An 11,721-nucleotide genomic window follows, 5' to 3' on the forward strand; every position below is an offset into this window, starting at 1 on the left:
ATGTCTATTATGAAGGATAAAGAATTCGTTACTCCTTTCGGATTGTTTTCTACTATAGTAGTAACCGTTGTTGGAGTAGGTATTTTCTCCTACCCTAGAGAATTGTCAGCGCTAGTTGGAAATGAAGGGTGGATTATATCGATAGTAAGTGGAGTTGTAAGCTATTTATTAATATACATGGCTTATAAAGCCTTGAGAGCTAATAGTTATGATAAGTTATACAATATTTTGAGAAGAAAGTTTGGAAGGGGAATAGGTTCAATCTTAGCTTTATTTTTTATAGTATATAACATATTTTCTGTTGCGACAGGTATGAGGATATTTATAGAAGTAATAAAAATGTATCTATTGCAAAAAACTCCTACAGAATTTTTGCTTATAATAACTATACTTGTAGGAAGTTATTTATTAAGAGGAGAGATAGATACCTTAATAAAGTTTAATGAAATCTCATTTTGGATTATGTTTGTTCCTATAATATTTGTTTTGCTATTTACTTTAAATAGAACAGACTTCACTAATATTCTGCCTGTCTTTAATAATAGTCCGATTCAATACATATGGGCTTTAAATACATCAATATTTAGCTTTGGCGGCATAGGTATAATTTACACGGTATTACCTTTTGTAAAAAATAAAAAAGGGATAAAAAGAGCAGCTTTCAAAGGAATCAGTTTTATTACAATTTTTTATACACTTATTGTAGTATTTACATTAGCGGTATTTTCAAAAGAACAAACAAAGATACTATTATGGCCTACCATTACTATGATAAAGTCTATAAGTATTCCTGGAGCTTTCATTGAAAGATGGGAAGGGGTAGTAATGGCGTTATGGGTAATATTCTATTTTACTACCTTTGTAAACTCATACTATTTGTCTGCAGATATACTTAGGGATATGTTTAGTCTGAAAGATGTAAAATTATCATCTGTTTTAATAGTACCTTTTATATATTTAATTGCTTTATATCCTGAAAATATAGCAGAACTTTATGATATAAATAGTAAAGTTACACCTTTACTTACGCTATATAGTTTAGTAATACTGCCTCTAATACTTTTTTTTAGAAGGTCTTCAGAAAGAAGAGTGGAAGAGGGGGAGATTAGAAAATGAAATTAAGAAAAATGGTATCCTTGATTTTAGTTTGTATTTTACTAAGTGGGTGTTGGGATAAGATAGAAATAGATAGAAAAAGTTTGGTATCTATTATGGGAATTGATGTTGGAGAGGAAATCGGTAAAGAGAAAGAGTTAAAGAGTTTAAAGCCAGATGAGCCTTACACAGCTATGGATGTAAAGAAAATTCATGTTACTTTTGGCGCTCCAGATATAAGTAAGCTAGGACCAGATAAGGGCTCATCTGCTGAGGATATATATTTAATGGCAGACGGATACTCAATGCAGGATGCTATAAGCAAAGTGTCACTTCAAACAAGCAGAGATATAAAGTTTAGTCATACAAAACTCCTTGTATTAAGTAAGGATTTGATGACTTACCCAGACGTTGCAAAGGAGGTAGTAGATTATCTTCAAAGAGAACCTTCTTTAAACAGAATGATGTATGTGGTTTTAGCAGATGGAAAAGCAGAAGAATACTTAAAGTATAAGCCTGGCATGGAAAAGAATATAGAGGGATTTTTAACAGGTCTTATAGAAAATAGCTCTAGAAGTGATACTATATTTCCTATAACATTAAATGAATTTTTAGTATTATTAAGCCAAAACGGAAATGCAATGCTTCCTGTTATGACAATAGAAAAGGATAAAAATGAGTTAAGAATAGCAGGAGTGGGAATGATAAAAAATTACAAAATAATAGGAAATTTAAGCCCGGTGGAAACTTCAAATCTAGTTATGCTTAGAGGAAAGTTAAGGGGAGGAAGAAGAGTAACTTATCTAAACGGTCATCCAGTAGACATTAGTATTGATGGAGTAGACAGAAAGATATCTGTACAGGATACTGGAGGTAAGCTGATATTTAATATAGACTTGAGAATAGAGGGAGAAGTAAAGGATTATCATACTGACGGCAGTATATTCTCTAAAGATACCTTAAGCTATATACAAGATAATTTCAATAAATCTATAAAGAAAGAATGTGAGCGAGTAGTTAGAATAACACAGCAGGAGTTTGAAGTTGATCCTATAGGACTTAGAGAGTATGTTGAAAAGTTTCATCCAAGTATATGGAGAAAAAGAAAAAATAGCTGGGGAGAAAGCTATAAAAATGCAGTTGTAAATGTAAATGTTAATACAAATGTAAGAAGAATAGGAGTAGTAAAATAGTTTTAAAAGTGAATATAACTAAAATATCTGTCAATAATTAGTGATATAAAGATAAAGATATTGGGGGATAAAAAAATGAAAAAGCTTTTATTAATAATTATTAGTGTTTTAGTTATATTTACTTTAAATAGTAAACAGGTAAGCGTAAAAGGTGAAAATGTTCAAAAGGATATAGCAGGTAAGATTATAAGATTTCATGTTTTAGCTAACAGTGACTCAAAAGATGACCAAGCCCTAAAATTAAAAGTAAGAGATAAAGTTTTAGAATATATCCAACCGAAACTTAAAGGTTCTAAAAGTATAGAAGAGTCTAGGGAAATAATTAAAAGAAACAATAAAGAGATATTATATATTGCAAGTAAAGTTATAGAAGAAAACGGATATAACTACCCAGTTAGAGCAGCAATAGAAAATGAAAACTTTCCTATAAAAACCTATGGAAATATAACTTTACCTCAGGGTAATTATGAAGCATATAGAATAATCATAGGGAATGGTGAAGGGAAAAACTGGTGGTGTGTAATGTTTCCTCCTCTCTGCTTTGTAGATATCACTAAAGGTGAGGTTTCTTATAAAGAAACAGAAGAGCAAATGAAGAAGGTTTTGACACCAGAGGAATATAAAATTGTAAATAACAAAATAAGCTCTGATAACAAGGAGATTGGTAATATAAAGGTTGAATTTAAGATATTGGAGATATTAAAAAAGAGGAATCCAGCATAGTATATGCTGGATTTTTAGTTGCCAATAAAAATTTTTGTGGCTGTTTTCATGAAATATTCTTCTACTGACTTAAAAAAGTTCTTATCAGTGCTATTTTTATCAAAGACTTTTTCAGAAGTTTTGATTTTATTACTTGTGTCCGTTTCTTTAACAAGTAACTCCATAAGCTTAAATATTTCACTTGCAGAATAGGGTTTTGAAAAGTTTGCAAAGTTCTTGCGCATTATATCTAATTTTTTATCAAAAGATAAAAGATTTTCTATAGTTTCTTTACAAGTATCAATGTTAAAAAAGTTAACTGCTAAGTCATGCTTTAGAAGAAATTCTGCATTCTTTTCCTCTTGACCAGGTATCGGAGAAAAAATTCCAATAGGGGTCTGGCATATTAGCGCTTCTGTTATTGTAAGGCCTCCAGGTTTAGTTAAAAGTAAATCACAAGCTTGCATGTATTTATTAACCTCATCTGTATAGCCTATAATTCTAGTTTCCTTTGATGAGTTTCCTTTAAGTTTCATAAGTTCATAGTAAAGTTTTCTATTACTTCCGGTAATAATTATTATTTGAATTTCATTAGTAACCTTAACCAGTTCCTTATACACATCGGTAATCTTACCAATTCCTAGACTTCCGCCCATAACTAGTATAGTATTCTTCTCTTCACTTAGGCCTAGTTCATTTAAGGTGTTCTTTTTATCATATTTTTCTGTAAAGCCAGGTTTAACTGGTATACCTAAGTTATATATAATGTTTCTAGGAATACCTTTTGAAACCATATCCTCAATCATATCACAGCTAGAAACTATATAAGCGTTAATATTAGGGTGAAGCCAGGAGCTATGAGGATAATAGTCTGTAATTATTGTAATAGCTGGAATAGCCACTTTATACTTAGACTTCATTATGGATATCATTTCTGTTGAAAAGGAATGCATACTCACCAGTATATCTGGGTTGAAGTCCTCAATTAAAGGAAGCAGCTTATGAGTCATAATTTCAATGAACTTAGAGCCTATTGTATTTACTAGCGTATAATCTCCCTCGTAATGGGTATATAACTTTCCATAAAGTGAAGGAGTTACCTTTAGAGTTTTCAAATAGCTTCCTATTACTACCTTATCTATTAATGGATTTATGTATTTAAAAGCATCTATAACTTTAACTTCCGAGTTTGAGTCTTTTAAATTTATATAATCTTTTAGTGCCTCTGCAGCCTGACTATGACCGCCACCTGCAGAAATTGAAAGGATTAATACCTTCATTTAATCACCTTCCGGTTAAGTATGTAATAATATTATATAAAATGTAACAAGAATAATAAACAAGTTTAATAAACAATTAAGAAAAAGTTAATATAAAAATAAACTCACATAATAGTTTTGTCTCACTATAGTTATTTTATTCTAATGCTTAAGAATAATACAAAAAATTACATCTCTTTTTATTTAGTGCATATTTCTATTTTAACACTTAACTAAAGTCTATACTAACTTAATTAATAAATATTGCAAATTATTTTTAGCCTATTTAAACAAAATCTCCCCTAGTGAATAACTATCAGTTAAATACAGATAATATAGAATATAGTTTTTATTAAATATAGAACTAATTATGGAACTATTACTACTTGATATTAGGAGGAGTTTTTATGAAAATCACCAGAAAAAGAATGATATATACTTCATTAGTAACTTTAATTGTAGTTTTTTCAAGTACTTTTGCTGTTCTTATGACTCTAGAAAGGACAGATTATAGAAATTATCTTCAGGGAGAATATAGCAAGAGTATGTATGATTTGGTAGATTCGGTTCAGAATATAAGAGTAAACCTAGGAAAGGCTGCAGTAGTAGGTTCTAAAGAACAAGGAATAGTTTTGTTTGGTGAAATATTCAGGAATGCATCTATAGCAAATGACAAGCTGCATTCTCTTCCAGTATCACAGCAAACAATAGGTGATACTAGTAAATTTCTAACTCAGGTCGGGGATTTTTGCAACTCTCTTGTTAGAGCTTCATCGGAAGGAAGAACCCTAACTGATCAAGAATATGCCTCCGTAGATAGGCTGAAAGAAGAGTCCTTTGCTTTAGAACAGCAGCTTAAAAATCTGGCATTAGATATAAACCAAGGAAAAGTAAGATGGGGAGAGATAAGAAAAAAGGTAACAGGGGTATTAGCAAGCGGCAAGGGGGAACCATTGGCAGAAAAGTTTGAAGGTATACAAAAACAAGTGGTTCAATATCCTGCTTTGATATATGATGGACCTTTTTCAGAAAATGTTTTAGAGATAAAACCAAGAATAAACTCTCAAAAAGAGGTGTCGCAAAAACAAGCAGAAGAAATTGCTAGAAATATAATAGGAAAAGACAAGATAGAGAGTATATCATTTCAACCAAACCAAGGAAAAACTACTATAGATGCTTATAGATTCTCAGCTGCATTAAAAGGAAGGAGAGATAAGAATGAAAGTGTAGTTTGTGAGATAAGTAAGCACGGTGGAAAAGTAGTTTATCTAATTAACAATAGAAGTGTAGGTGCAGCAACTGTAGATGCTAAAAAGGCAATAGACCTGGGAACAAATTATCTTAAAAATATAGGTTATAATAATATGGTATCTACATATTCGCAAAATTACGGGACTACAGTAGTAACAAACTATGTTTATAAGCAAGGAAATGTTACTGTGTATCCAGATCAAGTAAAACTTAAGATTGCATTAGATAATGGTAGTATAGTTGGAATAGAATCGGAAAAATACCTAGTAGCCCATGAAGAAAATAGAACAATTTCTAATCCTAAGATAACTCCAGAACAAGCAAAAGAAAAAATATCGAAGAGACTCAATGTTAATAACGTTAGGCTTGCAATAGTACCAACGGAAACAAATAAGGAAGTATTGTGTTATGAGTTTTTTGGAAGCTATAAAGATGATAACTTCCTGGTTTATATAAACGCAGATACTGGATATGAACAAAAGATAATGCAAATTATAAATACACCAAACGGCCAACTTACTATGTAGTAATGAACCTCAAAGCTGACATATTATATTTGATAGTCGTTATTTATAAGTAGAGAGGATATAAAATTGTACACCTGGCTAAAATTTCACCATTCCTTAAGTAGGATAATTAATAAATAAGTTATTGATAAAGTTATAAAAATTTACTAAACTAATATTTAGAAGTTTTGTACTTTATTAAGGTATTTAGGGGAGTTAAATTTAAGTTTAGTTCCGAATCAGTAGGAGGGATGGAGGATTATGAAAAAGAAAGCGATAGTATCAGTGTCTAGTAAAGTTAGTGGGGATGATGAAGCTGTAGAAGTAGTTACACCAGGAGATTTCTATAAAAAGGATAATGCTTATTATGCAGTTTATGAAGAAACAGAGGTTTCTGGCATGGAAGGAACTACAACAACTTTAAAAATAGGTGAAAATAAGCTCTCTCTTATAAGAATGGGAAGTACTACTGCAAAAATGGATTTTGACAAAAAATCTAAAAGTATATCTATGTATAACACCCCTTACGGAACCATTCAACTAGAGATAGAAACAAACAGCTTAGATATTAACATCAATGAAGAGGGCGGAAATGTACTTATAAATTATAATATGGCTGTAGGTGGGAACGCTCCTACTAATACTGTTTTAACAGTAAACATAAAGACGCAGGAATAGCAGATATACCTGCGTCTTTTCTATTTATTATTATATTTATTATGACTTTGTTTAGAATTTTAATATATGGACAATACTTAAATTAATAAAGTACAACAAAAGGAAGTGTTATATTGGGAAAATATTTTACAGGCAAAGAGGAAAGATATGAAAAGATAATCAACTTGCTATGCGAATATAAAGGTGTAAAACGAGAAGAATTATTAGAAATTTTAAAGGATCAGAATTGTAAATATCTTTTTTTTCTTTTAATAAAGAGGTATGGTTGTGATGATATGGGAATACTAAAAAGAGACTTCCCTTCAGTTAACAAAAACAAGATAAATAACAACCTAAAAAAGGCAGAGGAAAAGCTTTTATTAAATAGAAAAATAAGAGATATGTATTTTGAAGCAGAGGATTTAATCGAAAAAGTAGAATAGACCAATGAATTTTACAAAAAATAATATAGCACAAAATAAAATAATGTGATATTATATTTAGTATGTTTTAAAACGCAAAAATCCCATTATATAATGAGGGTAATTTTTATTATATAGTTATTAAATTACTTTGTCAAGAATTATTTACTATATTACATATAAATATTTCATAATTTATAAAAATAGGGGGTGAAGACTGCTTTAAAAAGCAGTAGTTTTATGAGTACAAAATATATATTTGTAACCGGAGGAGTAGTATCTTCGTTAGGAAAAGGAATAACAGCAGCTTCATTAGGAAGACTCTTAAAAAATAGAGGTCTTAAGGTTTCGATTCAAAAATTTGACCCATATATAAATATAGACCCAGGAACAATGAGTCCATACCAACATGGAGAAGTCTTTGTAACTGATGATGGTGCAGAAACTGACTTAGATTTGGGGCATTACGAAAGATTTATAGATGAAAGCTTAAGTAAAAACAGCAATGTTACAACAGGTAAAATATATTGGTCAGTCATATCAAAGGAGAGAAAAGGAGATTACTTAGGTGGTACTGTTCAGGTAATTCCGCATATAACAAATGAAATTAAATCTAGAGTATATAGAGTGGGTAAAGAAAGAGATGTAGATGTGGTTATAACTGAGATAGGTGGAACGATTGGAGATATAGAATCTTTACCTTTTTTAGAAGCTATAAGACAGATAAAGTATGATGTTGGAAGAGAGAATGTATGTTTTATACATGTTACATTAGTACCTTATTTAGGTAAGTCAGGGGAGCTTAAAACTAAACCTACGCAACATTCTGTAAAGGAATTAAGGAGCATTGGTATTCAGCCAGACATAATTGTATGTCGTTCAGAAAAACCTCTTTCTGATGATTTGAAAGAGAAAATTGGATTGTTCTGTAACGTAGATGCAAATGCAGTTATTCAAAATCTAGATGCAGAGAATTTGTATGAGGTTCCATTAATGCTTCATAAAGAGGGGTTAGATAAACTAGTATGTGAAAAACTAAGTTTAGGATGTAAAGAAATAGATAACGGTGAATGGATAAACATGGTAGAGAGAATTAAAGGTCTTTCTAAAAATATAACTATTGCTTTAGTTGGTAAGTACGTTGAACTTCATGATGCTTATATATCTGTAGTAGAAGCGTTAAGTCACGGTGGTTATGCTAATGATGCAAATGTAAGTATAAAATGGATAAGTGCTGTAGATGTTACAAGGGATAATGTTGAGGAGTACTTAAAAGATGTAGATGGAATTCTAGTACCTGGTGGTTTTGGTGATAGAGGAGTAGAGGGTAAAATTGAAGCAATTAGATGGGCTAGGGAGAATAAGGTTCCCTTTCTTGGAATATGTCTTGGAATGCAGTGCGTTGTTATAGAATTTGCAAGAAACGTCTTGGGGTATAATGATGGAAACAGCTCTGAAATAGACCCTGAAACTAAACATCCAGTAATTGATTTAATGCCAGATCAAAAGGATATAGACGAAAAGGGCGGTACTATGAGACTAGGAGTATATCCATGTAAGCTTACAAAGGAAACAAACTCATTTAAAGCTTACGGCGAAGAAATAATATATGAGAGACATAGACATAGATATGAGTTTAACAACGAGTATAGAAAGGTTTTAACAGAATCAGGCTTAATTTTAGGAGGAACAAGTCCAGATTCAAGATTGGTAGAGATTGTTGAGATTAAGGATCATCCTTGGTTTGTGGCGGTTCAATTTCACCCTGAACTTAAGTCAAGACCAAATAGGCCTCATCCTTTATTCAAAGATTTCATTAAAGCATCCATAGACAATAGTGATTTGGAAATTGAATAAAATATGAACAAGAGTTGGCATGTGTAAATATACTTAAAATTTACACATGCCAACTTTTTATACATGAAAAATACCTAGATGAAAATTAATTATAAACTTTAATGAAGGATTTTAATGATATTTATAGAAATATTATATTTAGATTATAATAACAATTAAAGTTTCACAGGGGTGAATTACATGATATTAAATGCTAATATGAGTATTGCAGTAAAAAATTTTTATGACCAATATGACATAGAGGTTTTTTCTTTATTTGAATTAAATAGAGTTAATGAAACCTTCACCTCTTTAACGGTAAAGGTTCAGAATAACAAAGAGGTGGTACTTAAAATCAGCTGTCCGGTTTGTGGTAATTACCATTATTACAGATATACAATAGGTGAGTTTGTGAAAAGAAAGTTAATAGTAGGAGGTTGTGAGGTTTTAGGAGTACCTTTGTTCTATATAGGATATGAGCATGAAGTAATAAAAAAGGCTAATAGGCACAATAGTATAAATAAGAGAATATGTGCTACAATATAAACAAAGGAGTAAAAGACCTCTTTTACTCCTTTGTTTTGCACTAAAGTATCATAAATTTTTTTATTGCTAAGTATAAAATTGCATTTAATAAGTAATATTTAGTTGAAGATATGGATTAAAATAAAAAAAAGGGGTATAATGTATTTTACAGTGTACCTTTCAATAAAGAGTTTCTCTATCTGAGAATTCCAGTTCGGTATGCATCAATAATTATCTTATTATATAAGGATGAAATCTTGCAGCTGTTGGCTGATATAAAATTCTTTCCTGTTTTTCCTAGCGATTATATATAATAAAAATTAAATAATGTGAGGTGTTATTTTTTGGTTAGTAATGATTTGGAAAATATGACTGTTGCGGAATTAAAAGAGCTAGCAAAAAATTTAGATATAAAGAATATATCGAAATATAAGAAGGCTCAATTAATCGAACAAATAAAGATGGTTTCGCCTGCCTTTATCGAAAAGGATGGTATAATACTTAGAGAAAAGATAAGCCCTAAAAATGAATCTCTACATATTGACCAGGAAGCAGAGGCGGTTAATAACATTGAAGTTGATAATGTTAAAAATGAAGAGAATAAAGTGGAAGAAGAAAAGGTTGAAGAACCAAAAGTTAGTGAGGAAGAAAAAAGAGAAAAACTTAAGGAAATGATTAATGAATCAGATACAGCAAGAGGCGTGCTTGAAATAATAGAAAATAATAATTATGGCTTTTTAAGAGGAAGAAATTACTTGACTGGTCCAGACGACATATACGTATCACCATCTCAAATAAGAAGATTTAATTTGAAGACAGGGGATGAAGTTCAAGGTAAGGTAAGAACTCCTAAAGAAGGAGAAAAGTTTAAGGCGTTACTTTATGTAGAAAAAGTAAATGGAGAAAATCCGGAAAGAGCAGTAGGTAGAAAGCCTTTTGACAAACTCATTCCTATATACCCAGATGAGAGATTGTATTTAGAAACAGAGCGCTCTGATCTGTCAACAAGACTTATGGATATAATATCACCTATTGGAAAAGGTCAAAGAGGAATTATAGTTGCACCTCCTAAAGCTGGTAAAACTACTCTTCTAAAGAAAGTAGCACAAAGTATATCTAAAAATCACCCAGATATAAAACTTATAGTTGTTTTAATTGATGAAAGACCAGAAGAAGTTACAGATATGCAAAGGTCAATTAATGGAGAAGTAATTTATTCGACTTTTGATGAAGAACCAGAACACCATACTAAAGTTGCTTACATGGTTCTTGAGAGAGCTAAAAGAATGGTGGAACAGGGACAGGATGTAGTGATTTTATTAGATAGTATAACAAGGCTTTCAAGAGCTTATAACTTAACAATAACTCCAACAGGAAGAACTCTTTCTGGTGGATTAGATCCAGGAGCACTTATAATGCCTAAAAAGTTCTTTGGTGCAGCAAGAAACATAGAAGAAGGCGGAAGTCTTACTATACTTGCTACAGCTCTCGTTGAAACAGGAAGCAGAATGGACGATATGATATTTGAGGAATTCAAGGGTACTGGAAATATGGAAGTGCACCTAGATAGAAGACTTCAAGAAAGAAGAATATTCCCGGCTATAGACATATATAAATCTGGTACTAGAAGGGATGACTTACTATTTAGCAGTCAGACAGAAAAAGAAGCGGCCTTTAACATAAGAAAGGTACTATATGATGAAAACAACACTCAAGGTGTTACGGAGCAGTTAATAAGCTTATTATCGAAAACTAAATCCAATGAAGAGTTTACTTCTTTTATTAGCAAAACTGAACTTGGAAGAAATTTAAATAAATAATAAAACCTGTCCTTTACAGTAAAGGACAGGTTTTATTATAAGTTCTAAAAACAAAATCTTTAAAGCTTATTATTCTTCTGATTTTAAGTTGAACTTCTTCATGAATTTATCTACTCTACCACCAACGTCCATTATCTTCTGTTTACCAGTGTAGAATGGATGGCATTTTGAGCATATTTCAACTTTAAGTTCCTTCTTAACTGAACCAGTTGTAAAAGTGTTTCCACATGCGCACTTAACTACCGCGTCATTATGGTAATCTGGATGTATGCCTTGTTTCATGTTTTTCACCTCTTTCAAACTTAAGGATATATCGTATTTTATAATATCCTGTATTTTTAACTACTGTATTATAACATAGTGCTGCCATTATAGTCAATAAAGACTTATATAAATGGTTACAGTAATTTCCATAGATGTTTAATAATCGAGTTCATGCAGGAGAATATTGTATA

Annotated in this window: 11 protein-coding genes; 9 read left to right on the forward strand and 2 right to left on the reverse strand. The window is 31.0% G+C overall.

What is annotated here, in order from left to right; translation table 11 throughout:
• Positions 1–9 precede the first annotated feature (9 nt).
• The 3 genes from P8V03_RS05620 (at position 10) to spoIIR (ending at position 3,011) form a co-directional block, all read left to right on the forward strand.
• A complete protein-coding gene (locus P8V03_RS05620) occupies positions 10–1,116 on the forward strand; it encodes a GerAB/ArcD/ProY family transporter (protein ID WP_318797149.1) in 1,107 nt (368 codons plus the stop codon).
• Entirely contained in the window at positions 1,113–2,288 is a 1,176-nt protein-coding gene (locus P8V03_RS05625) for a Ger(x)C family spore germination protein (RefSeq protein ID WP_318797151.1), read from the forward strand. Before P8V03_RS05620 ends, P8V03_RS05625 begins: the two co-directional genes overlap by 4 nt.
• 75 nt (positions 2,289–2,363) lie before the next feature.
• Complete coding sequence (gene spoIIR / locus P8V03_RS05630) at positions 2,364–3,011, forward strand: stage II sporulation protein R (protein WP_318797153.1); 648 nt, start codon at positions 2,364–2,366, stop codon at positions 3,009–3,011.
• A 14-nt stretch (positions 3,012–3,025) separates the two neighbouring features.
• Here spoIIR and P8V03_RS05635 read toward each other — a convergent pair whose 3' ends face one another.
• Positions 3,026–4,270 (reverse strand): MGDG synthase family glycosyltransferase, encoded by a 1,245-nt coding sequence (locus P8V03_RS05635; RefSeq protein ID WP_318797155.1) that lies wholly within the window; start codon positions 4,268–4,270, stop codon positions 3,026–3,028.
• 386 nt (positions 4,271–4,656) lie between these two features.
• On the opposite strand from P8V03_RS05635, the gene ypeB reads away from it, so the two are divergent.
• The 6 genes from ypeB to rho all read left to right on the forward strand — a co-directional run bounded on the left by ypeB (position 4,657) and on the right by rho (position 11,266).
• Entirely contained in the window at positions 4,657–6,027 is a 1,371-nt protein-coding gene (gene ypeB, locus P8V03_RS05640; RefSeq protein ID WP_318797157.1) for a germination protein YpeB, read from the forward strand.
• Between the two features lie 240 nt (positions 6,028–6,267).
• The gene (locus tag P8V03_RS05645) at positions 6,268–6,684 is read left to right on the forward strand and encodes a YwiB family protein (protein ID WP_261670483.1); all 417 of its coding nucleotides are present in this window, start codon (positions 6,268–6,270) and stop codon (positions 6,682–6,684) included.
• Positions 6,685–6,797: 113 nt separating this feature from the next.
• On the forward strand, positions 6,798–7,106 hold the full coding sequence (locus P8V03_RS05650; protein ID WP_261670484.1) for a ribose-5-phosphate isomerase: 309 nt from the start codon (positions 6,798–6,800) through the stop codon (positions 7,104–7,106).
• A 219-nt stretch (positions 7,107–7,325) separates the two neighbouring features.
• Positions 7,326–8,942, forward strand: a complete 1,617-nt coding sequence (gene pyrG, locus P8V03_RS05655) for a CTP synthase (RefSeq protein WP_261670485.1) — start codon at positions 7,326–7,328, stop codon at positions 8,940–8,942.
• A gap of 180 nt (positions 8,943–9,122) precedes the next feature.
• Complete coding sequence (locus P8V03_RS05660) at positions 9,123–9,467, forward strand: hypothetical protein (protein ID WP_318797160.1); 345 nt, start codon at positions 9,123–9,125, stop codon at positions 9,465–9,467.
• A gap of 323 nt (positions 9,468–9,790) precedes the next feature.
• Complete coding sequence (gene rho / locus P8V03_RS05665) at positions 9,791–11,266, forward strand: transcription termination factor Rho (RefSeq protein WP_261670487.1); 1,476 nt, start codon at positions 9,791–9,793, stop codon at positions 11,264–11,266.
• Positions 11,267–11,335: 69 nt separating this feature from the next.
• Here rho and rpmE read toward each other — a convergent pair whose 3' ends face one another.
• The gene (rpmE, locus tag P8V03_RS05670; RefSeq protein WP_261670488.1) at positions 11,336–11,548 is read right to left on the reverse strand and encodes a 50S ribosomal protein L31; all 213 of its coding nucleotides are present in this window, start codon (positions 11,546–11,548) and stop codon (positions 11,336–11,338) included.
• Between the last annotated feature and the right edge of the window lie 173 nt (positions 11,549–11,721).

This window comes from Clostridium tanneri, from assembly GCF_033659955.1.
In the GTDB taxonomy this organism is placed as follows: Bacteria; Bacillota; Clostridia; order Clostridiales; family Clostridiaceae; genus Clostridium_AM; species Clostridium_AM tanneri.

Excerpts from the sequence above, each read along its gene's own strand:
- P8V03_RS05620 (WP_318797149.1), top strand. The coding sequence starts at position 10 with ATGAAGGATAAAGAATTCGTTACTCCTTTCGGATTGTTTTCTACTATA.
- P8V03_RS05625 (WP_318797151.1), top strand. The coding sequence starts at position 1,113 with ATGAAATTAAGAAAAATGGTATCCTTGATTTTAGTTTGTATTTTACTA.
- spoIIR (WP_318797153.1), top strand. The coding sequence starts at position 2,364 with ATGAAAAAGCTTTTATTAATAATTATTAGTGTTTTAGTTATATTTACT.
- P8V03_RS05635 (WP_318797155.1), bottom strand. The coding sequence starts at position 4,270 with ATGAAGGTATTAATCCTTTCAATTTCTGCAGGTGGCGGTCATAGTCAG.
- ypeB (WP_318797157.1), top strand. The coding sequence starts at position 4,657 with ATGAAAATCACCAGAAAAAGAATGATATATACTTCATTAGTAACTTTA.
- P8V03_RS05645 (WP_261670483.1), top strand. The coding sequence starts at position 6,268 with ATGAAAAAGAAAGCGATAGTATCAGTGTCTAGTAAAGTTAGTGGGGAT.
- pyrG (WP_261670485.1), top strand. The coding sequence starts at position 7,326 with ATGAGTACAAAATATATATTTGTAACCGGAGGAGTAGTATCTTCGTTA.
- P8V03_RS05660 (WP_318797160.1), top strand. The coding sequence starts at position 9,123 with ATGATATTAAATGCTAATATGAGTATTGCAGTAAAAAATTTTTATGAC.
- rpmE (WP_261670488.1), bottom strand. The coding sequence starts at position 11,548 with ATGAAACAAGGCATACATCCAGATTACCATAATGACGCGGTAGTTAAG.